The organism is Rickettsia endosymbiont of Hedychridium roseum (genome assembly GCF_964028255.1).
Classification (GTDB): domain Bacteria; phylum Pseudomonadota; class Alphaproteobacteria; order Rickettsiales; family Rickettsiaceae; genus Rickettsia; species Rickettsia asembonensis.
Genome location: NZ_OZ034753.1, coordinates 1192436 through 1214872, shown reverse-complemented (window position 1 = coordinate 1214872; position 22437 = coordinate 1192436). Strand labels below are relative to the sequence as shown.

Below are 22437 nucleotides of genomic sequence, written 5' to 3'. Positions count from 1 at the left end.
AAAAATAAACATATGTCTCCAAAATTCATGAAATTTTACGAAAAATATATGACGATTGTCGGTACAATCGGCAATTTTATGTTTTATGTACAGGCTCATAAGATTTTTACCTGTAAATCTTCGGCTTCCGTTTCTATGCCCGCCTTTACTATAAGTGCTATTGCTCTTTGTAGTTGGCTTATATACGGCATATTAATAAAAAATACACCTATTATAATAGCAAATATAGTAGTTTTATAGGAGCATTATTAGTTCTCTTAACCATAATAATATATTAATAATGACTAAGAAAATCATTACTTTAATTGGTCGTCCGAATGTAGGCAAATCAACACTTTTCAATAGATTAAGCATACGTAAAAAAGCTATCGTTCACGATTTGCCGGGCGTCACTAGGGATAGAAAATATACAGAAGGCAAAATCGGCTCTTTTGAATTTTTGTTAATTGATACTCCAGGACTTGAAGAGAATCCTGATAGTATGGGAGAGAGGTTAATGGAGCAGACTACTAAAGCAATTTTAGAGGCAGATTTAATTTGCTTTATGGTTGACGGTAGAAGCGGAATATTACCTGATGATAAGCTACTTGGTAGCTTTGTTAGAAAATATAATAAGCCTGCTATATTGGTAGTTAATAAATGCGAGAAAGCTTTTGATTTTGATAAAGAGTACTACAAATTAGGGTTTGATAGTATGGTGGCTATCTCTGCCGAGCATGGCACAGGCTTAATTGATTTATATGACGAGATTATTGCCAAGTTACCTGAAGAAGAATCAATCGAGACAAATATAGCCGATCCAATTAAAGGAGATTGTTTGCAGATAGTAGTTAGTGGCAGACCTAACGCCGGAAAATCTACTTTTATAAACGCTCTTATTAATGATGAAAGATTATTAACCGGTCCTGAAGCCGGTATTACTCGTGAATCAATTGAAATTGATTGGCAATATAAAAATAATCACATTAAATTAATCGATACGGCAGGACTCCGCAAAAAATCTACTATTACAGAGTCTTTAGAAAAATTATCGGCTTCAGATGCTATTAACTCTATTAAATTTGCTAATACCGTAATCTTAATGATTGATGCTTTAGCCCCTTTAAAACAGCAAGATTTAAATATTGCAAGCCATGTGGTAAATGAGGGGAGAAGTATAGTTATAGTAGTGAATAAATGGGATTTAGTTAAAGAATCTGAAAAAGAAGCATTTCAGGAAGAATTTTATTATCAGATAAATACTCATCTGCCTCAGGTTAAAGGTGTACCTGTTCTATTTATTTCAGCAATAAATAAACAAAATATAGAGCAGGTTTTAGATGCGTGTCTTAAAATCTATAAAATTTGGAATAAGAAAATAACTACTAGCAAATTAAATGAATGGCTTAATTTTACTACGGAAGCACACCCACTACCTCTACAAAAAGGCGGTAAAAGAGTGCGTGTAAAATATATGACTCAAACAAAAACCCGTCCCCCTACTTTCAAATTATTCTCCAATAATCCGGAAAAAATTACCGATAGCTATACCAGGTATTTAGTAAATAATATGCGTGAAGCTTTCGACATGCCTGGTATTCCTATCAGATTCACTTACGTAAAAACCAAAAACCCTTATGTGTAGTTTAAAATTAACTAATAACAGTTTAAGTACAGAAAAATCTGAATTAGATATCTTTAAGCTGTTTAATATAAGCATGAGCTAAAGTAGTTTTACCGCATTGCCTTGGACCGAGAATGGCACAAATAGGAAATATTTCAAAAGAATCGGCTCTGGATATATAAGTGTGTAAATTCTAAAATAGGCATTAAATTCGCCCCTCAAATTTTATCAAAAAGTGAGCCATGGCCTCTCCCCAATTTTGGATAGGCATATTCCATTTTCGCGTAATATAGTCAATTGTCAAGTACAAAGTCTTAAATACAGAGTCGTCGTTAGGAAAACCCCTTTTGTTATTAGTAACCTTGCGTAATTGACTATTTAAACCTTCGATTGCATTGGTTGTATAAATGATACGCCTAATCACTTCTGGGTATTGTAAAAAAATTATCAAATTCTGCCAATTATTTTGCCATGATTTTGCAATATGTGGGTACTGTTTGCCCCATTTCATATCAAAATCAGATAAGGCAGTAAGTGCTTCATCCTCAGTGATAGAGCTGTATACTAGCTTCAAATCTGCTGCAAGTTCTTTACGATCTTTATAGCTTACATATGACAAACTATTTCTGATTTGATGTACAATGCACAGCTGATGCTCAGTTTGTGGATATACTGCAGATATCGCCTCACTCATGCCCGTTAGATTATCGCTACAAGCAATTAAGATATCTTTTAATCCCCTGTCTTTCATTTCAGTAAAATTATTTAACCAAAATTTAGCTCCCTCATTCTCGCTAATACACAAGCCTAAAATATCTTTCCTTCCGGTTAAATCTACACCTAAAGCTACATATACTGCCTTATTGATAATTCTCTTATCTTGACGTACTTTAACTATAAGTGCATCAAAATATACTATAGCATATATGGCTTCCAGAGGCCTATTCTGCCAACTCCTGACCTCATCCATAACATTATCGGTAACCCGACTAATAAGGCTTTCACTGTTCTCTGCACCATATAGCTCATGAATCTGAATCTTAATGTCAGAGAGGCTCATCCCTTTAGCATATAAGGATAATATCTTCTGATCTAATCCATCAATCCTAGTCTGACGCTTTGGCACTAGTACAGGAGAAAATTCAGCATTTCTATCACGTGGTACTTCAAGTTCCAATACTCCACCTTCAGTAATTAGGCTTTTTTTGCATACACCATTTCTACTATTGTCAGTCTCTATCCTGCCATATTTGTTATAGACAAGATGCTCATCCATCTCAGCTTTTAAGGCTCTTTCAAATATATTTTTAGTTAACTGCTTTAATATCCCGTCTTTGGCAAAAAAACTCGTTAAATCAGTATCTTTATCTATTAGCAAATCTACTGCTTGTTTTATCTTCTCTTGGTTACTGTTACTCATGTTATTCCTGATAAATTATATTATTGTTAATATAACCTATCCTAGAAATTTACACACTTAGTGAGACAGCACCAAAATCCCCTAATTTAGCTGCTATTTTAATGAATATTAGAGGAATTTTAATTAGTCTTCCAGGATTAACTCCAAGCCATCTTCTAAATCCAAGCAAGATATCCTTCATGGTAACTATGTCTGGTCCAACTATTTTTAATAATTTGTGGATTTTTCCTTCCCTTTCTATACAGTGAATAATTACTTTCGTTAAATCATCAATATGAATAGGTTGAAATTGTTGTAAACCATCGCCTATTAAAGGAATAAAATACGGTAATGTTGCAAGAGCCCTAAATAGTGAGGTACCACCGTAACAACCGCTTGCGTAAACAAGAGATGGCTGTAAAATCCCCCAATCTATATTTTCTAATTTTTGTAAATATGCTTCAGTTGCTTTTTTAGTTAAAGCATAAGCAGTGTTTTTTTCATCATCTATTCCAAGAGCTGAAATATGAATAATTCTTTTTACGTTAGTAAGGGTGCAAGCCTTAAATAGAGCCTTTGGACCATTGACATGAACATTTTCAATATTATTAGCATGACTAGACGTTAATACACCTGATACATTAATAACTATATCTATGTTATTTAATCTATTTATCCAGCTTTGTGGGGTTAGGTCTATATTAAAATCACAATATATCACTTCTGCAGTAGGGAATTTTTTCCTGGTAGATTCAACATCTCTAACACAGCATATTACTTCATAATTATTCTTTAATAATTCAGCTGTAATATATAATCCAATAAAGCCGTTAGCTCCTGTTACTAGTATTCTCATTATAATATAAACGATTTAGATATTAGACTTCTTGCATAACCTCCTTCTAAAGGTAATTTGTACGTCAATCCGGTACTCGCATCCTCACGTACTAGTATGTACGGCTGCGGTTCTGTGTTCCGTGTTTCCTTCAAATTCCTCTTTATAAGATAGGTTATGCAAGAAGTCTATTGATATTTTTTATATCATTAATCAAATTCTGTTGCAAATAGAAGATAAAAAAGGATATGTTATGTCCACAACTATTGTTTTTTGGTTAAAAACTTTTATACCCCAATACTCTTCTCTCTTATCATAAACCGGCGTTGCCCGTGTGTGATTTTAATGTTATCTCATAATAAAATAATTAAAGATTATAAATAATTACATATAAAAGATTTGAATAAATATTAAGAGGTTTTTATATTTTTTATTTTAACTTTAATATTTATTTAATTGAAATTATGAGTAATAAACTAGAAGTAATAATAAAATATTATAATGATATATCAAATTTAGGCGTAAGATTATGGAAAACTACTACAGCACTTGCTAGTTTTAATTTAGGTGAGGTATTGAAAATATGGTTCTGTGATAAAAATTTTTAAGATTTAATGATACTAGATCAAAGTTTTATTTATACTCAATATTTAGAAACAATGTTAAGTAAAACAGCTACTACCGGAAAGTATCAAGATCAGAATATTGGTGATTCTCAGTGGGAAAATTGTTTCAAAGAAATAAATAACCGAGATCATTTTTTATGTATGAAGCTACAGGAGCTAATAGGAGTAGAAAACAAGAATATCATTGATTCTATGCTAGATAATATAGGGGATATAAATTCACTAGAGTTTAGTACCCTTGTTACTAAAGCCCAAGGATTTTTAAAAAATAATTTAGATCAATCTGAAAGCTTGATTAAAGCAGCCAAAGAAATCGATGCTATGGCATATCCTCTGACGAGAGAGTATTTTTTATATCGCTATATAGCTAAAGCAATATTACTTACAAATACTTTAAATGTATCTTCCTCTTATGAATCCGAGTTTAATATAGTAAAAAAAGCTCATTTAAATTTTGCAAATTATCTTAATTCATTAGAGCAAAGTCTTACTAGAATAGAAAAAGCTACTGATAAATATAATGAAGATCATAAAATTGCTTCTTGGTTAACTGAAAAATCAGATTTAGTTAGCAACCATTCAGGTAAAATAGCAGCTACTTATGCTGCTCTTATAGCCGGTGTAATTGCTTTACGTTCGTATGTAATTGATGAAGAGGATCCTTGGTATGAATTATGTGCTTTACCGACCACTAGCCTTGCGATGCTACAAATTTTATTATCTTTTCCAGGTACGGTCTTATCAAATAGACAAACTAAAGAGATTAATAATAATATGTTTCAAGCATTAGAAAATAACAATGAAAATGCTGAAGATATTAAATTTTTATTTGATTACACTCCAAGCTTTGCTAATGATGCCGTAAATACAACTGCGATTTGTTTTAGATATGCTGCTAATTTAGGGTTACAGCCTATCGATTTATTAAATAATGATATTATTAATCGTATAATTGTATATACGGCTTTGCGATGGTCTGCAGCTGCAGGAGTAGTAGAAGAACAAAGTAAAGTTACAAATTTTATGCAAAATAAATTAATTAAATTTTTGCATGATAAAATTGTACCGGCTTTAATTGAGAATAAGAAATTTACAGCTGAAGAAATTAAACCATATTTTCAGTTACTATATAAACATTCTGAAAAAGATAAGAATACGCAAATAAAACTTCAGGCAATATATAATAAACTTACCAATCAAGATATAGATTTTAACAATATTGAACCAGACATTAGTACCTATCATGGATGGAAGAGTACTGCTATGTGTTCGGCAATAGCCACACTGATTTTAGATTATATCTGTTTTTATTTTCGTAATCCAGAATTAGAATTTTATGAAGATCCAATGTTTTATGCCTCCACTTCTGTTAAATTAATGCGTCTTGCTTCTTTATTGGTATCAACATATTGTGGCAATAAAGTTATAGAAAATATCACCGGCGAAAAATTAACTAATGATGTGTTTTTTCAAAAGTTTTACTATAATGATGCGGCAAGATTGACTGTAGCGATAGTACCTTTAATAATGTTTGAGTCTATTAAAGATTTAAAATTCTTAAGTCTTGCAACTTTAATAGATGTTTTAACAACTGCTATATCGGATTTAAATGTTGGTAAGGCAATTAGTAGTGCAGGCAAGAATATTGCCGAGAAAACTGCTACTACCCTTACTTGGCTTAATAAAATTGCCTCAGGCACAAACGATTATACAGTTATTGATATTGATGCTACAGAAGAAGTACCATGTCTAGGTTCTGTGGACATTTGATTAATTATGATTATTCTATTAAATGTCCGAACCTAGGTTAAGATTGTAAAGTTTACGTTATTTAATGTGTTCTTCCCATTTCAAATATAATTGAATCTTCAGAATTAAGTGTTGCATGTATTAAAAAAGGCGAGGTGACATAGGATTGCACTTCGCTATGTATAAAAGCTTGGTACATTACATTATCAATCTCTAAAGTAAAATTTTTGCTATATTCAAGAAGTTTTTGAGCAGCTTTTAAGTGTATTAAATAACCTGTAGTTGTATTAAAGTAACCACCATGACCTATCTTCTTTAAATACGGATTATTGTAAATATTATAAAATATTTTGTTTTTAGAATGTGACAAGGACAAATAAATTAAATCCCAGTCGGTAGGTAAATGCTTAAGCATTGTTAAAAATTTATTACGGAAATCGTCATTTAGTATAGCATCATCTTCTATTATTAGGGCATAAGGTATATTTTCTCTAACCATTTTAAGCCAAATTTCTCTATGGCTACAATAACAACCGAGTTCACCTGCCGTTAAAGTATGATTTAATATTTTGCTATCGGAAAAATAATTTATATTTTCTGAAGGACAAAATACAGTATAACCATTATCAAGGGATAAAAGAGCAGGGTTATTTTTTACATCTAAGCCGGTAGTAAATCTTTTTCCTGCTGTATCTGTTATAGATAAATTATAACCGTCTACTGCACTAAACCTTTCATAGGATAAATTATTATTGTCGAATTGTTTACTAATATTGTTATATCTATCAGTACTGCGATCTAGGTTTACTATAAAAATTTTAATATCTTTTTCTTCAAGTGGAGCAGAGCCTATTTGATAAGTTTTTAAAAATATGAAAATCAATAATAAACAAATAATTATAATTGATATTATAAAAAAATATTTTTTAATTTGTCGCATTATAGATTATTTAATAAAGGTAATAATTTTTCTTTTACTGCGATGTAATTATTTTCTGAAGTTGGTACAATCTGATTGTTATATATCTTACAATATTTTTTATCATCTTTATCAACGGAAATAATATAATTATATAAATCTTCTTCTGAATAATCTTTAGCAAATATTACTGAATTAGGGTTTATATCTTTAATATAACTTTTATCTGCATAATATATTAGGTACTGCTCCTGCTAAATAAGCTTGAAAAGGCTTTTCGGTAACATACCCTTCATATGTTTTATTTTCAAAAGCAATAACAAATTTACATTTAGATAACCATTCACGAGTTTTTTCTTTTGGTATAATTGTAGATTCAGTATTTAAATATTTACCGCCGCTTACTACTTTTTTATACAGCGACAATTTATGAAAAAATCGATTTCTTGCTATGCAACCGTCGTTTTCAGGATTTTCTATACCGTTAGAGACTAAGAAACAAGCAAAATACGGTTTGTTTGGATTGCATTGTGAGCGTTTATATTCAGTACTGACTTCATTAGTAAAATACATATAATATAAAGGTATTCTTATATAATTTGGATGATCTATATAATCAAAACCTATAGATATATCATAATTTTCTAGCTTTGGTCTAACGGATTCACCGGTAAAAAATATCTTTATACTATCTTTATTACTAATATTTCTTTGACCAAAAACACTATCAATAATAAGGTCATAATTGTTATGATCTATAACAATTGTTCGTCCGTTTTCTTCAATGATTTCTTTTATCATCGGTAGCTCGTCTATTGTAAAGCCCGGCCACATGTTAATAAAGCTCACTCTTATAACAAGTTTGTTTTCTTTTTCAGGAGCTTTAATCTTATATAGGCTTACACATAGTAACAATATGGTTATACAAACTATGGAAAGTTTTTTTAACATTTAAATTACCTATTATGAGAAAAATTTATTTATAATTTTTCTTCTATTTGTGGTGGATTTTCTGCTTCTACTTCGATAATCTCAGATTTAGAGGAAACGATTTGATAACGCTCTAATGCGGCTGGCATGGCTTTATTTCCTGAATCAATGCCGAGTTTGTGAATGTTCTTAACTCTCGACATAAAATTACGATTAAACGAGGCAGCAAATTTATCGTAATTAGTAACCATATTATGCAGGTTATTACCGATCTTTTGAGAATAATCTGCCATAGTACTGATGGAGCTTAATAGCTTTCTAACTTCTTCAATGATTACCTTATAATTTTCCGAGCGGCGATGGTCGGTAATTTGAAATTTTGCAAATGATAGCATATTCATAAGCCCGGCAGGTCCTACGGGAAAGATATTACAGCTCCAAGCTTTTTGTAAAAATTCAGGGTCGGCCGCAATCACTTTCTCAACTGCTTGTTCAGTCGGCAAAAACATTAAAGTAATAACATTGTTAAAGTTTTGCTCCTTTTTATTTAGATTAGTTAAAATATTTTCGGCATAGTCTTTATTAGCTAGAGATTTTAAATGGTAATTCATAGTTTTACTAAGGTTCACGCTATTATCCTGCTCGTCTACAAGAAACTTTGAAGCTTTGGAATCAATAACCATTAAATTACCGGAAGGAAGAAAAATAAGAGCATCAGGTCTTAGCTTTCCGCTATCTGTTGTAGTTAGACCGTATTGCATAATAAAATCTAAATTAGGACGTAAGCCTGACGATTTCAGTATATTCTCAAGGGTAATTTCAGCAAGTAGTCCCGCACCGATCGGAGAAAGCAGCGACTGTTTTATCAAATCAACCGTACCTTTTGATTGCTCTATATCTTTATTTAATGCTCCCACCATTGTAATTAATCGCTCAAACTCACTATTAAATTTTCCTGAAGCAGTAGCGATATTTTTCTCGGCTAGCTCTCTTGCTGCATTGTTTTCCATTTTATGTATCTCTATTAATTGCTTGGACAAATCTTTACCTAAATCAAATAACGCAGCTTTAGCCGAGGAAAATGACTCCTCTCTTATTTTTTCCGAATCCTTAATAGTCTGTTCTTGATATTCTACTTTGCACTTTAATTGCTCAATTTTCTGTAAACACCCTATTTTCTCTTGATTCAATAATTGATTATTATTGATAATTTCTAAATTCTGCTCCGATAAGAATTGTAGCTGCGTTTTTAAGGTTTTAGTTTTTACATAAAACCAAAGGATTAAAGCTAATAAGATAAGTAGCGTAGCTACGATAACCGGTAATAAATAAGGCATATGTTTTGTAATTTATGTGACCATTTCGACATTTAATTATAAGCCATATCCTCGCACATACCAATAAATGTAGCTGAATTGACTATATTCACTTTATCTTCTAGAGGTCCGAGTGGCTGAGCCGGTTTTAACAATTCCGGCATTAATATAAATTTGGTTTTTTTCTCGATATTCGATAAAAAAGGTAAATGTAAGCTATGAAGACTGTATATTATTGCATATTTATCCCATTCTAGATATTGTCTATTCAAATGCTCTTTATATTCAGATGGGCCATATACTTCTATACTACCAAATTTATATTTTTTTAAAGGATATAGTTCATAATCATAAAAAAAATCATTTGGATATTTATTACGCATGCTTTGATTAAAATGAACAAATTTATCATTTTCTTTATGAAATACGAAAATATCTAAGCATCTTTCCCCGCAAATTACATAAATTTTATTATGTTTAACGCGATATCCTAATTGTTCAAATTGCGGTAATATTTGTTGCAAATGTATTTCGTCTTCATGCATAATACCGATATCTAAATCATCGTCAAAAGGAATTATGCCTTGATGTCTAACAGCTCCAAGCAGAGTGCCGCCTTCTATCCAATAATTAATATTATTCTTCTCAAGTAGCTCATGAGTATTTTTCATTAGCTGATAAAGGCTAAGTGCTTTTTTCTCACTAATTCTATATGTCTTTACCTTGTTCATCGTTTAAGAATACATATCGCCAATTATGTTCTAGTAGATAAGCATAGCACAATACACCGACGAAAATAGTAAGAATTAAGCGTAAAATATTTTTAAAGGATAATATCGACTTTAATTTTATCACCTTGAACCTTAAATTACATTTTCCTTGCTGATATAACATTTTAAAACAACCGGCTATTACCTCTTTATCTCAATTTGTTTAAAAGCTTATTCTATCCTCTAAAGGACTAAAAGGCTGAGCCGGTTTTAACAATTCCTGCGTTAGTATAAATTTAGTTTTTTTCTCGATATTAGATAAAAAAGGTAAATGTAAGCTATGGGAATGCTCTATCACTGCATACTTATCCCATTCTGGATATTGCCTATTTAGATTTCCTATAGGATCAGCGGGACCATAAACCTCTATACTACCGAATCTATATTTTTTTAAAGGATATAATTCATTATCATAAAATGAACTCTTCGGATACTTATCTCGAGCTGCTAAATTAGTATATATAAATTTGTTTTGTTCTTTATGAAAAATAAAAATATCTAAACAAGCTTTTTTGCATATATTATAAGCTCTCTCGTAGGAAACAGTATAACCGAGTTGCTCAAATTGCGGTAATATTTGCTGCAAGTGTATTTCTTCTTCGTGCATTATCCCTATATCTAAATCATCGTCAAAAGGAATTATACCTTGATGTCTAACAGCTCCAAGCAGAGTGCCGCCTTCTATCCAATAATTAATATTATTCTTACCAAGTAGCTCATGAGTGTCTTTCATTAGCTGATAAAGGGCAATAGCTTTTTCCTCGCTAATTCTATATTTTTTTTACTTGTTCATCACTTAAGGTTACATATCGCCAGTCATGTTCTAATATATAAGCATAAAAAAATATACCGGCAAATATAATTAATATTAAGCCTATAATATTTTTAAAGGATAACATTGACTTTAATTTCATCATCTTTCATCTCAAATTGTATTTCTTCTGCCGATGTGACGTTTTTTAAATCTTCTGTTAATTCTGCAGATAATTCTATGCCGCTAACTTCAAGCAATTTTATCGGAGCTTTTATAGATAGATTTTTCTCAGCTTTGAATTTTCTGACGATATCTAAGATTTCAAGCAGCCCTTCTGCTCCTTTTGCATCCATATTATAGTTTAAGTTACCGTAATTAACCCAGTTGCCTTTAACGTGAATAGAATTTTCACTATATAATATCTGATATAACTCTTCAGTAATATGCAGTATAAACGGTGCAAATAATTTTAACAGCGTTTGCATAGTATGATATAAAGTTAATATGCTACTATATTGCCCGCTAGGGTTGTTGTTTTCCTCATCATAAGCTCGGTTTTTGCTTATTTCTAAATAATTATCACAAAATACTGCCCAAAAGAATTTTTCCGTCAGATGCATAGCATTTGCATATTCGTAGTTTTGCAACTCACTTGTAGCTAGCTTAACTAGCTCTACTAGCTTATTAATCATCCACTGATCAAACTCGTTAGTGATTTTTTCTTTAATATCTAAAAGATTTGCTTGTTTATCTTCATCTTTTAATTTCTCAAAATGTATAGAAACAAATTTAGCGGCATTCCACAGCTTATTAACAAGCCGTTTGCCGTTTTTCATAACGTCTTCAGAGTAGGCGGTGTCAGCTCCAAGCTTTGAATTTGCCGACCAATAACGTATTACATCGGAACCATATTGTTCTAGCAGCTTTTCAGGAACTAAAACATTGCCTTTAGATTTAGACATTTTGCTTCGATCTTCAGCTAAACACCAACCGCTTACCATGATGTTTTTCCACGGCAAAGTATTTTGGTGTAAATGAGCTTTTAAGATAGTATAAAATGCCCAAGTTCTGATAATTTCATGTGCTTGAGGTCTTAAATCCATTGGGAATAATTTATCGTGTCTATCTTTATTAACGGAGAAATCATCAGAAATCCCATGAGTAGAAAGTTGAGGCGAAACGGAACTTGTTGCCCAAGTATCCATAACATCAAAATCAGGTTCTACTTCCTCCTTACTATAACCAATAGGTAAATCTTTTAATGGATCGACAGGTAGCTGCGAAATATCGGCGTATAAAATCTTGCCTTCTTCACCTACTCTTTTAGAGTACCAAACAGGGAAAGGCACACCGAAATAACGTTGTCTACTAATACACCAATCCCAGCTAATGGCATTAATCCAATTCTCTAAACGAATCTTCATATTTTTAGGATGCCAGTTTAATTCACTTGCTCTTTTAAGTAGGGCTTCTTTATGTGATATAGTTTTAACGAACCATTGCGGTACGGTTAGTATCTCAAGAGGAGCCCCTGATCTCTCAGCACATTTAACGGTATGAGTTATCTCTTCTTGTTTAGTAAGTAAATTCTGCTCTTTTAAAATATCTATTATTTTTGTCCTAGCTTCTTTAATTTTTAATCCGTCTATAGCAATATCATGAGGGAAGTCTATCGTACCTTTTTTAGTGACAATAGTTTTTAAAGGTAAATTATGCGTCTTCCACCAAGTAATATCCGTTTGATCACCAAATGTACAGCACATAACTAAACCTGTACCTTTATCTGGTTGTACTAAAGGATCGGCAAGCAGCGGAACTTTCCCATTAAAAAGCGGGGTTATAGCTGATTTACCTGCTAGATGCTTATAACGCTTGTCATCAGGGTGATAAAATACGGCGACGCAAGCCGGTAATAATTCAGGTCTTGTAGTTGCTATAGTAAGTGGCTCTCCTTGCTCGGTTTTAAAAATAATATAATTCATGAATGAGGTTTTTTCCTTATCTTCAATATCAGCTTGGGCAAGAGCTGTACCATCTACCGAATCCCATAAAATTGGTTGATCATTGCGATAAATTTCACCTTTTTTAACTAAATCAAGAAAAGACATTTGCGATATTTTACGAGATAACGGACTAATAGTTTGGTACTCTAAACTCCAATCTACCGATAAAGCTATTTGATTAAATAGGCTTCTAAACTTCTCTTCTTCACTTGCTACTACCTCTTCGCAAATTTTTATAAACTCAGATCGAGACATATTATAAGCTTTGATCTGCTTCTGTTTTTCAACAAGTCTCTCGGTTGGTAGACCATTATCGTCAAAACCCATAGGATAAAAGATATTTTTACCCATCATACGCTGAAAACGCACGATAAAATCCGTTTGCGTATAGCTGTAAACATGCCCGATATGTAACTGCCCTGAAACTGTCGGAGGCGGTGTATCAACTACATAGGTTTCTTCTTTTGAAATATTTGGATCATAAGCATAAATTTGCTGCTCTTGCCAAATTTGCTGCCATTTTTTTTCATTTTCTGTAAAATTATAATTTTTCGGAAATTCTTTCATAGATTTTATAGTTGATTCAAGAATCTTATTATAAAGGTTATATATGATTATGACAATAGAACTATTGCTAATAATTTTTAGTAAATAATAAACCTATAATTGAAAATATAGAAATTCATGTATATAATGCCAATTATTATTAAACTAAAAATTTTATGGATAAAAATATCATTAATTTAGAGTATTTAGAATTTGTAGAGCAATTAAAAATTCGAGTATCTGAAAGTCGTTATCAAGCTGCAAGGTCAATAAAATAGTGAGTTAATAAAGCTATATCATCATATAGGTAATGAAATTCTTAAACGACAGGAAAAATACGGTTGGGGTGCTAAAGTAATAGATAATTTAAGCCGTGATCTACATTCTGCATTTCCTGAAATGAAAGTATTTAGCAGCGGAAACCTTAAATATATGAGGCGTTTTGCTGAGGAATATCAAGATATTAAATTTGTGCAAGAGGTGCTTGCACAATTGACGTGGTATCATAATATTACCTTACTAGATAAGGTATCTAAGAAGCAGGATAGGTTATTTTACGTAAAGCAAGCTATTGAATATGGTTGGTCACGTAATATGATGGTTACACAAATCGAACTTGAGTTACATAAAAGACAAGGACAAGCAATAACAAACTTTCAAAGTAAACTAGCCTCTCCTCAATCTGATCTAGCACATTATACGCTCAAAGACCCGTATATTTTTGATTTTTTAAGTATAGGGAATGAAGCACAGGAAAGAGAAGTAGAAAAAGAATTAACTAAACATGTAGAAAAATTTTTAATTGAGCTTGGGGCTGGTTTTGCTTTTGTTGGCAGACAATATCATTTAGAAATAGGAGAACAAGATTTCTATATTGATGTATTATTCTATCATTTAAAACTTCGTTGTTTTGTAGTAATTGAGCTTAAAGATAAGGATTTTAAACCAGAATATGCTGGTAAAATGAATTTTTATTTATCGGTTGTAGATGATATTTTAAAGCATCCAAACGATAACCCTTCTACTACACCAGTTTAGGATAAGATTTTGCAAATCTTATCCTAATACTGAAAAAGTAAGTAAAAATGATAGTTTAAGGCGGCTTTGCACTATCATTTTAAATCCTTGTCCAGCTAAGTATATTTAAAACTAAATATACTTAGCTGTAATTTATTTTTATAATCTTTTTACCGAATTTAGGATAAATTCTTATCCTAAATTCGCATTTCTATTGGGTTAATTTTATGCAAATCAAAAAATAATATACTTGCAGAATATGCATGGCGTGATATGAGTAAACCTATCGGACTTGCAGAGTATAAAATAACTGAAAATCTACCTGAAGAGATAAAAAGTGAACTCCCAACTATTGAGGAATTAGAGCTAGAACTTGCTAAAGAATTAATAAGAAAATAGAAATGCCAAACAAACTTTTGCTTACCTTAAAATTAATGCGAGCAGATAAGCCGGTACCGTATGTATTAGTTTTTTTCCCTGCTTTATTTGGATTGCTGCTTGCAAACCCTTCTAACACGGAATTAGCTTATTTATTACCGTTATTTATTTTAGGTAGTATAACGACAAGGAGTAGTGGGTGTATTATTAACGATATATTTGATCGGAAATTTGATAAACATGTTACAAGGACTAAAGACCGACCTTTAGCAAGCGGTGCTTTATCTGTTTCTTATGCTATTTTTATACTCTTTATTCTTAGTATTATCTCACTTTATATCTTGCTACTTTTAAACAAAACAGCCATATATACAGGTTTTTTTGCGGTAATAATGATTAGCCTATATCCGCTAACGAAACGTATTACCTACTTCCCGCAAATATTTATGGGATTTACCTTTAAGCTAGGGGCATTAATAGCGTATGCGGCAGTTCAGGATAAACTTGATTTAGCAGCAATTATTATGTATTTAGCATGCTGTTTTTGGGCAACCGGCTATGATACGATTTACGGATATATGGATATAAAAGATGATAAGAAAATAGGAGTGAAATCTTTAAGCATATATTTAGAGAACAAGCATCCTAAATTTTGGCTTTATATATGTTATATAGGTTTTATATTATTATTTACCCTAGTAACAAAGATAGCTAACCGTAATATCGACTATTTACCTATTTTAGCTGCTTTAATTTTACTGATATTGCAAGTAGCGACTCTTGATACCCGAAGTCCTGATGATTGTAGGACAAGGTTCAGAGCTAATAATTACGTTGGACTGCTTTTAAGTTTAGTATTTTTTTAAAAAATAGTTTACTTTTTAACTTTTTATTAGTATGATTACTCTAAATAATAAAAAGGATATGAACTATGTTAAGAAACAATACTTATAAAAAATCTTTTGCAGCATTAATAAAAGACCCAACTGCAGAATTTTATTATTCAGCATATTTTTTGTGTTTTATAGAAAAATTTACTGACCCTTTGGTTTCAAGAGGGGAGAAATATCGCTTGTATACTGATTCTAAAAAATTTTGGAGTAGCAGTGAGAATAGTCAGAAAGTTTATAATCGTGAAGATGTGAATAGCATGATATTTGATAAAGTAGCAGAAAAATACGGCACTAAAGATAAATCTGCATTTAAAGAATATATACATATTATCCGTAATAATTATATGGATATCGAGTACGCCGGACACATTAGAGCAGGTTGTGAATCTTATAAAGTACCTAAGTTTTGTAGACTTGTAAATGATGATTGCTATAAAGAACTAACAGACATTATAGGAGTAACTCCTGATGCTTACTTAGAAGCGGTATCTCATTAACGTCCCGCTCTAACAGCCCATAAAGTTACCATCGAGATTACAGTTATATAAACCGCAATTGATAAAGAGCTGCCGGTTACATGCCAAAGCATTAGGCAGATTGACGGGGTAAGGCGTCCGATTAATGAAGCACCTATACTACTGCCGATACCTACTAACATATATTTATCGGCAGTTTTAAATAAATCATTTAGCCAGCAATTCAAAGGTGCTAAGAAGCCAACACCAAGTATTATAATCCAAACACGTACGAAATTAACATACCATATAGAGGAACTATTTAAGAACAGCCATAAAGGAATTATGCTTAAACTCATTAAAATAAGAGTACCGTTTAATATTTTAAGGTAATGGAATTTTTTGGTTAGATGCCCTATTATCGGAATCATAATCATATCAAAAATCAGAAACTCCGTATTAAATTTCATCATTGTTTCAAGCGATATATCGGTAATAAGCGGAATAAAGCTATTCATAAAGACGAAAGGCACTATATAGGTCATATATGAGAAACCTACAGCAAAGCTAATACGTAAGATACTTAGCTTGTTGTTCCAAACTGTGGTTAGATCGTGTAATAATGATGATACTACGTCATTGCGAGGAGAGGACTGTGTCATACCGTGGCCCCTCCACGGTATCCAAAAATTACGTAAAGTAATTTTATATTTTTTATTGGATCCCGCGGTCAAGTTGCGGGATGACAATGAGGGCTTTACTACAATATCCTCACTCTTCCTTAAAAAATAACCTATAAGAGCCGTAAACCCGCTAAATATGAAATATAAACGCCAATATGTATTATACTCTACATTTAAAACTATAGTGCTGATAAATGAAGCAAGAATAATACCAACCATTGTAGAAGTTTGATAAAGATAAGAAGCTTTAAACGCTTTTTTTTCTTCTTTATTCTCTAAAATAAATAATTTTGCAATAGCACATTCACCCTCGGAATATACTCCTTGCAACGTTCTAAGCACAACTAATAATAGCGGTGCAAGCCAGCCTATTTGGGTATGAGAAGGGATTAGACCGATTAAGCTAGTTGTTAAAGCAACTCCGATTAGAGAATGAGATAAAGCAAAAACCCCGCCGTATTTTTTAGCAATTACGCCAAAAAAATAAGAGCCTATGGGGCGTGTAAATAAAGAGGTAGCAAGAACACTATAGGTAAGTATTAAGGCAACAATTTTATCATGATTCGGGAAGAAAATACCGGCAAGTAACGGTGCAAGAAACCCATAAAGTGCAGTATCAAAATGGTCCATCGTATTACCGATTAGGATAGAAAAATCCCTTTTGCTTAATGAATTGCTCATATATTAATAATTTAAAATTTATAATGTATACTCGCTGAATTTGAAAAATTGGCTACGTTGCTTTTTGCTTTTAATTCTCACGTTACTTGTATGTACGCTGTGGTTAAGAGCTTCAAAACCGATTCCTCTTTTCCAAATTGAGCTTCGTATAACTGCTCTTCATTTTGTAGGAGTATATAAGTATGTAATCTTCCTTGTAAATATTTTTTTAAGAGATATGATTATAAAAAGTAATTGTAATTAATGAATAATTTGAAACAAGGAAAGTTTATTACGTTTGAGGGCGGGGAGGGGATTGGCAAATCTACTCAATCTCAAATGCTCTATGAATATTTAAAATCTCAAAATACTCCCGTTATTTTAACTCGTGAAGTTGGCGGTACTGCCGTCGCCGAAAAAATGCGTAAAATCCTAGTACATGAAGAATTATTACCCATGTCCGAGCTATTACAAGCTATGGCAGCACGTTATGATCATATGGCACGGAAAATTATACCGGCTCTGCAAGATGGACATATCGTAATATGTGATAGGTTTATTGACTCAACTGCATGTTATCAAGGATTAGAGCTAGAAAACGGCATAGATTTAGTTTATAATCTGCACAAAACTTTAATGCCTTCTCTTATGCCGGATATTACGTTTTTTATTGATGTAGAGCCGGATACTGCTATTAAGAGAGTCAATTCACGAAATATGAGCAATAAATTTGATGTAAGAGGTATAGATTTTTATAAAAAAATCTATGATTGCTTTAAAGAATTAAGTAATAGATTTCCTGAGAGAATAAAAACAATTAAAGCGTCGGATTTAAGTCCGCTTGAAGTACATGAGTTAATAAAAAAGCATTTATATACTCGGTGAATTTCAAAAATTGGCATTGTCGCTCTACAAGGACGAGGGTGCTCACGTATTATTAACGGCTTCCGCTCCTCGTCTTGAGAACTCCTAGCTCTTTTTGAAATTGACCTTCGTCTACCAACTCTTTATTTATTAGAATTATACTATGAAGAATACTTACTACATTACTACCCCTATATATTATGTTAATGATGTTCCGCATATCGGTCATGCTTATACTAGCGTTGCAAGTGACGTAATCGCTCGTTTTATGCGACTTCGCGGTTTTGACGTAATGTTTTTAACAGGCACCGACGAACACGGGCAGAAAGTAGAAAAAGCAGCTATCAATAAAAATATCGATCCACAAAAATTTACCGATCAGACATCGGAAAGCTTTCGCCATCTGATGACTGCTATGCATATTTCCAATGATGATTTTATTAGAACAACGGAAAGCAGGCATAAAGAAGCCGTAGCCGTTTTTTGGCAAAAATTACTAGATAATGGTACAATCTATGAGGGATTTTATGAGGGTTGGTATGCAGTGCGAGATGAAGCTTTTTTTGATGAGTCGGAACTTACAAGTGACGGTTTAGCACCAACCGGTGCACCTATTGAATGGGTTAAAGAGCCAAGCTATTTCTTTAATCTTTCAAAATGGCAAGATAAATTGCTTGAGTTTTATGAAGCAAACCCTGATTTTATCAGACCTATATCAAGACGTAACGAAGTAATTAGTTTTGTTAAATCAGGTTTAAAAGATTTATCAGTATCGCGTACTACTTTTAACTGGGGAATAAAAGTTCCAAATAACGAAAAACATGTAATTTATGTTTGGCTTGATGCACTTGCTAATTATATTTCGGCACTCGGTTATCCCGACGCACAAAGTAATTACGGTAAATTTTGGCCGGCTGATTTGCATGTAGTTGGTAAAGATATCTTACGTTTTCATGCGGTTTATTGGCCGGCTTTCTTAATGGCTGTCGAAATTCCGCTGCCGAAAACTGTTATGGCTCATGGTTGGTGGACGAATGAGGGGCAGAAAATTTCTAAATCTCTTGGTAATACCATTGATCCGATTAAGTTAATTGATGAATTCGGTGTTGATCAGGTTAGGTATTTCCTGATGCGTGAAGTAACTTTTGGGGCGGACGGTAATTTTGCCCGTAGTAATTTAATTACTAGGATTAATAGCGAGCTATCAAATAAGATAGGTAATTTATTACAGCGTACTACAGCTTTTGTTTATAAGAATAATGACGGCAAAGTGTCACTACTTACGCAAGATGTTATAGATAAAATATATGAGCTACCGATTCTAAAAACCGCAAGTAAATTTGCCGAGCAGAATGTTTTATTAATGGAAAAAACAGAGATTAATAAAATTCTTGAAAATATTATTAATTTAGCCGAAGAGGCAAATATCTATATTGATAGTGAAGCACCTTGGAATTTGAAAAAAACCGATCCGGATAAAATGCTAGAAGTGTTATACACTTTACTAGAGGTATTACGTTATATTGCGATAATGCTTCTGCCTTTTATACCGAGTTCAGCAAATAAAATGCTAGATCAGTTAGGGGTAAATAAAGAAGAACGTTTATTTAAGCATTTAATACGTGATTATGCTTTAAGGGCGGGTAGCGATATTTTAGAACCTACTATAATATTTCCGAGATTTGAATAGTATGTCATACCATGGGTAAGCTGGCATTGCCCGCATGGATCTAAAAACGCGTTCGGTGTCATACCGTGGCTTGACCACGGTATCCAGCGTAAAGCGAGATAAATCGAGCTTTTAATTTTAAAAATAGTATTTTTTATTTACTGGATACCGTGGACAAGCCACGGTATGACACATTTACTAAGAGTATAATATGTTAATAGATTCACATTGTCATCTTAATTTACTTACTGACTTGTCATCCCGCGAGCTCGTAGCGGGATCTAGTAAAAATATTAAAACAACTAATACTAGTTGTTTTCTGGATACCGTGGACAAGCCACGGTATGACACAGGGCTTTTAGATTCCGTCATTCAAAGAGCATTAGAAAATAATGTACAGTATATGCAAACTATCTGCACTAAAATTGAAGATTTACCAATTGTTTTAGAAATAGCTGAAAAATATGAAAATGTTTTTGCTTCTGTTGGGGTACATCCGTGCGAGATAAATCAAAGTGGTCGGCTAATTACGAACTCAGAAATAATAGAACTTACCAAGCATCCGAAAATTATCGGAATCGGTGAGACAGGTCTTGATTATTATCATCAGCCTTACGATAAAAAACTCCAAAAAGATTCGTTTGTAGCACATATACATGCGGCAGCCGCCACTAATTTACCTATTATAATTCATACAAGAGAAGCAGACGAAGATACTATTGATATTTTAACCTCGGAAATGCGTAATAGTAAATTTCCCGGGCTAATCCATTGTTTTACCTCATCAAAAAATCTAGCAACAAAAATGCTAGATATCGGTTTATATATTTCGATGTCAGGGATTATAACTTTCAAGAATGCAACTGATTTGCAGGAAATAGTTAAATATGTGCCGCTTGATAGATTATTGATTGAAACCGACTCACCTTATTTAGCACCTACGCCTATGCGAGGCAAACAAAACGAACCGGCTTTCGTTAGATATGTTGCCGAAAAAGTCGCCGAACTCAAAAATATCACCTCAAAAGAAGTAGCAAATATTACTACTCGTAACTTTAAAACATTATTTTCTAAATTTGAAAAGCATACTCGTTTAATTTGAAAAATTGGTGACAAAGGCTTTTGCTGATAATCTTCACGTACTAGTTGTAAGCTGCGGTCATCAGCTTCAAGACGCCTTGCTCTTTTCCAAATTAAACTTCGTCTACCTACTTTTCATTTACTCATAGTATAAATAAATAATACTTTATAAAATCATAAAGATTGATAATTTAAAGTTGAAATTTATAAAATAACATGTATATTTTTATAGTATTTCAATTATTAGTATATTTAATATGGAATTTGATCGTAAAAATGCTATTATTAGTTTTTTAAAAGAAAATGAAGGGCAGAAATTTACTCCTTATAGCATAGCAAAATGGCTTGTCGAAAATTATCCTAAAGAAGCTAGACGCAAAGCAAATACAAGTAGAAATAAGAGAATAATAGCAGCAAAAACTCAAGAAGAAAAAATTAAGGAAGTTATAAAGGCTTATGCAAATGAAATTAGTAGAGGTAGGTTTAATGAGTGGAAATCAAAGCCTAATATTAGAATAGAGTCAGAACCTCAAGTAAGATTGTACTATAGTCAAAATCCTGATTATCAAATTAATAATGAACAAGTAACAAACCTTAAAAATAAAGTAAGCCAAGAAAATGATATAACTGAAGAAGAAGTATATGACGTACTTAAATTATATCTTGATGAATTAGGTATCTATAATATGCAAATTAGACATAGTTTTTCTTCAAATAAACAAGGAACCGGAAGTAATATATGGTTACATCCTGATTGGGTAGGCATGGAAGTTCTTAATAAAAAATGGAGTCCACTAATCAAAAATTGTGCTAAATATTATGGTGGAAAACAAGCAAGACTTTGGTATTTCGAAGTAAAAAAGAAAATAAAACGTAGTAACGTAAGAGAGTCTTTTTTTCAGGCTTTATCAAATTCATCATGGGCACATTATGGTTATTTAGTTGCACCTATTCTAGACGAAATTAGGTCTGACACTAGGCATGAACTCGAAATGTTATGTACTAGGCATGGGATAGGTTTTATTTTAATAAATATGGAGTTTCCTGAAGATAGTGAAATATTAATCCCTGCTAAAGAAAAACCTGAAATAGATTGGAATATGGCTAATAGGTTAGCAGAAGAAAATAAGGACTTTAAAAATTATCTAAGTAAGGTTGATATATTTTGTGAAAAACCAACAGAAGCAGTGATAGAGAGTATATGGTATAATATTGATAAACATGCGATTCCTAAGCAAAACAAGAAGAAAAAATAAACATATTTATATATGAGGCTGTTAACAAAATA

15 protein-coding genes and 7 pseudogenes are annotated in these 22437 nt (G+C 32.2%); 11 read left to right on the top strand and 11 right to left on the bottom strand.

All coding sequences use genetic code 11. The features are described from left to right. Window positions 1–12: 12 nt before the first annotated feature. Together AC5587_RS07040 and der are read left to right on the top strand one after the other, a co-directional pair. Window positions 13–278: pseudogene (locus AC5587_RS07040) on the top strand (SemiSWEET family sugar transporter). A gap of 2 nt (window positions 279–280) precedes the next feature. Further along, window positions 281–1624 (top strand): ribosome biogenesis GTPase Der, encoded by a 1344-nt coding sequence (gene der / locus AC5587_RS07035; RefSeq protein ID WP_499162273.1) that lies wholly within the window; start codon window positions 281–283, stop codon window positions 1622–1624. 49 nt (window positions 1625–1673) lie between these two features. Here der and AC5587_RS07030 read toward each other — a convergent pair. From AC5587_RS07030 to AC5587_RS07015, 4 genes and pseudogenes are all read right to left on the bottom strand, one after another. After that, window positions 1674–1781 (bottom strand): annotated as a pseudogene (locus AC5587_RS07030) (AAA family ATPase); the annotation flags it as partial. A 27-nt stretch (window positions 1782–1808) separates the two neighbouring features. After that, window positions 1809–3023: an IS256 family transposase gene (locus AC5587_RS07025; protein WP_499161854.1), complete on the bottom strand. Its 1215-nt coding sequence runs from the start codon at window positions 3021–3023 to the stop codon at window positions 1809–1811. A gap of 49 nt (window positions 3024–3072) precedes the next feature. After that, window positions 3073–3858 carry an NAD-dependent epimerase/dehydratase family protein gene (locus tag AC5587_RS07020; RefSeq protein ID WP_499162272.1) on the bottom strand — a complete coding sequence of 262 codons (786 nt, stop codon included), beginning with the start codon at window positions 3856–3858 and terminating at the stop codon, window positions 3073–3075. Window positions 3859–3860: 2 nt separating this feature from the next. After that, window positions 3861–4029 (bottom strand): annotated as a pseudogene (locus AC5587_RS07015) (palindromic element RPE1 domain-containing protein); the annotation flags it as partial. Window positions 4030–4301: 272 nt separating this feature from the next. On the opposite strand from AC5587_RS07015, the pseudogene AC5587_RS07010 reads away from it, so the two are divergent. Continuing rightward, a pseudogene (locus tag AC5587_RS07010) lies at window positions 4302–6233 on the top strand (hypothetical protein). Between the two features lie 61 nt (window positions 6234–6294). On the opposite strand, the gene AC5587_RS07005 reads toward AC5587_RS07010, so the two are convergent. From AC5587_RS07005 to AC5587_RS06980, 6 genes and pseudogenes are all read right to left on the bottom strand, one after another. Then, on the bottom strand, window positions 6295–7152 hold the full coding sequence (locus tag AC5587_RS07005; protein WP_499162271.1) for a glycosyltransferase family 25 protein: 858 nt from the start codon (window positions 7150–7152) through the stop codon (window positions 6295–6297). Window positions 7153–7353: 201 nt separating this feature from the next. After that, window positions 7354–8082: a glycosyltransferase family 10 domain-containing protein gene (locus AC5587_RS07000; protein WP_499162270.1), complete on the bottom strand. Its 729-nt coding sequence runs from the start codon at window positions 8080–8082 to the stop codon at window positions 7354–7356. A gap of 29 nt (window positions 8083–8111) precedes the next feature. After that, the gene (locus AC5587_RS06995; protein WP_499162269.1) at window positions 8112–9398 is read right to left on the bottom strand and encodes a DNA recombination protein RmuC; all 1287 of its coding nucleotides are present in this window, start codon (window positions 9396–9398) and stop codon (window positions 8112–8114) included. Between the two features lie 32 nt (window positions 9399–9430). Continuing rightward, window positions 9431–10232, bottom strand: a pseudogene (locus AC5587_RS06990) (LicD family protein). Window positions 10233–10310: 78 nt separating this feature from the next. After that, window positions 10311–11064: pseudogene (locus AC5587_RS06985) on the bottom strand (LicD family protein). Continuing rightward, window positions 11033–13471, bottom strand: a complete 2439-nt coding sequence (locus AC5587_RS06980) for a valine--tRNA ligase (protein ID WP_499162268.1) — start codon at window positions 13469–13471, stop codon at window positions 11033–11035. Before AC5587_RS06980 ends, AC5587_RS06985 begins: the two are co-directional and overlap by 32 nt. Before the next feature lie 155 nt (window positions 13472–13626). Here AC5587_RS06980 and AC5587_RS06975 point away from each other — a divergent pair. From AC5587_RS06975 to AC5587_RS06960, 4 genes and pseudogenes are all read left to right on the top strand, one after another. Continuing rightward, window positions 13627–14473 (top strand): annotated as a pseudogene (locus AC5587_RS06975) (PDDEXK nuclease domain-containing protein); the annotation flags it as partial. A gap of 195 nt (window positions 14474–14668) precedes the next feature. After that, window positions 14669–14866 carry a PDDEXK nuclease domain-containing protein gene (locus tag AC5587_RS06970; RefSeq protein WP_499163015.1) on the top strand — a complete coding sequence of 66 codons (198 nt, stop codon included), beginning with the start codon at window positions 14669–14671 and terminating at the stop codon, window positions 14864–14866. Between the two features lie 2 nt (window positions 14867–14868). Next, window positions 14869–15711 carry a 4-hydroxybenzoate octaprenyltransferase gene (gene ubiA, locus AC5587_RS06965; RefSeq protein ID WP_499162267.1) on the top strand — a complete coding sequence of 281 codons (843 nt, stop codon included), beginning with the start codon at window positions 14869–14871 and terminating at the stop codon, window positions 15709–15711. 65 nt (window positions 15712–15776) lie between these two features. Further along, a complete protein-coding gene (locus AC5587_RS06960) occupies window positions 15777–16235 on the top strand; it encodes a hypothetical protein (RefSeq protein ID WP_499162266.1) in 459 nt (152 codons plus the stop codon). Here the strand turns inward: AC5587_RS06960 and AC5587_RS06955 are convergent. Beyond that, on the bottom strand, window positions 16232–17557 hold the full coding sequence (locus AC5587_RS06955) for an MFS transporter (protein ID WP_499162265.1): 1326 nt from the start codon (window positions 17555–17557) through the stop codon (window positions 16232–16234). The two genes, AC5587_RS06960 and AC5587_RS06955, sit on opposite strands and share 4 nt — an antisense overlap. Before the next feature lie 243 nt (window positions 17558–17800). Between AC5587_RS06955 and tmk the strand changes: the two genes are divergently transcribed. The 4 genes from tmk to AC5587_RS06935 all read left to right on the top strand — a co-directional run bounded on the left by tmk (window position 17801) and on the right by AC5587_RS06935 (window position 22405). After that, entirely contained in the window at window positions 17801–18421 is a 621-nt protein-coding gene (gene tmk, locus AC5587_RS06950; protein WP_499162264.1) for a dTMP kinase, read from the top strand. A gap of 142 nt (window positions 18422–18563) precedes the next feature. Further along, on the top strand, window positions 18564–20090 hold the full coding sequence (metG, locus tag AC5587_RS06945) for a methionine--tRNA ligase (protein WP_499162263.1): 1527 nt from the start codon (window positions 18564–18566) through the stop codon (window positions 20088–20090). A gap of 190 nt (window positions 20091–20280) precedes the next feature. Beyond that, complete coding sequence (locus tag AC5587_RS06940) at window positions 20281–21171, top strand: TatD family hydrolase (RefSeq protein ID WP_499162262.1); 891 nt, start codon at window positions 20281–20283, stop codon at window positions 21169–21171. Between the two features lie 235 nt (window positions 21172–21406). After that, the gene (locus AC5587_RS06935) at window positions 21407–22405 is read left to right on the top strand and encodes a hypothetical protein (RefSeq protein ID WP_499162261.1); all 999 of its coding nucleotides are present in this window, start codon (window positions 21407–21409) and stop codon (window positions 22403–22405) included. Window positions 22406–22437 lie beyond the last annotated feature (32 nt).

Coding starts and splice junctions, on each gene's coding strand:
- der (WP_499162273.1), top strand. CDS start 281: ATGACTAAGAAAATCATTACTTTAATTGGTCGTCCGAATGTAGGCAAA.
- AC5587_RS07025 (WP_499161854.1), bottom strand. CDS start 3,023: ATGAGTAACAGTAACCAAGAGAAGATAAAACAAGCAGTAGATTTGCTA.
- AC5587_RS07020 (WP_499162272.1), bottom strand. CDS start 3,858: ATGAGAATACTAGTAACAGGAGCTAACGGCTTTATTGGATTATATATT.
- AC5587_RS07005 (WP_499162271.1), bottom strand. CDS start 7,152: ATGCGACAAATTAAAAAATATTTTTTTATAATATCAATTATAATTATT.
- AC5587_RS07000 (WP_499162270.1), bottom strand. CDS start 8,082: ATGTTAAAAAAACTTTCCATAGTTTGTATAACCATATTGTTACTATGT.
- AC5587_RS06995 (WP_499162269.1), bottom strand. CDS start 9,398: ATGCCTTATTTATTACCGGTTATCGTAGCTACGCTACTTATCTTATTA.
- AC5587_RS06980 (WP_499162268.1), bottom strand. CDS start 13,471: ATGAAAGAATTTCCGAAAAATTATAATTTTACAGAAAATGAAAAAAAA.
- ubiA (WP_499162267.1), top strand. CDS start 14,869: ATGCCAAACAAACTTTTGCTTACCTTAAAATTAATGCGAGCAGATAAG.
- AC5587_RS06960 (WP_499162266.1), top strand. CDS start 15,777: ATGTTAAGAAACAATACTTATAAAAAATCTTTTGCAGCATTAATAAAA.
- AC5587_RS06955 (WP_499162265.1), bottom strand. CDS start 17,557: ATGAGCAATTCATTAAGCAAAAGGGATTTTTCTATCCTAATCGGTAAT.
- tmk (WP_499162264.1), top strand. CDS start 17,801: ATGAATAATTTGAAACAAGGAAAGTTTATTACGTTTGAGGGCGGGGAG.
- metG (WP_499162263.1), top strand. CDS start 18,564: ATGAAGAATACTTACTACATTACTACCCCTATATATTATGTTAATGAT.
- AC5587_RS06940 (WP_499162262.1), top strand. CDS start 20,281: ATGTTAATAGATTCACATTGTCATCTTAATTTACTTACTGACTTGTCA.
- AC5587_RS06935 (WP_499162261.1), top strand. CDS start 21,407: ATGGAATTTGATCGTAAAAATGCTATTATTAGTTTTTTAAAAGAAAAT.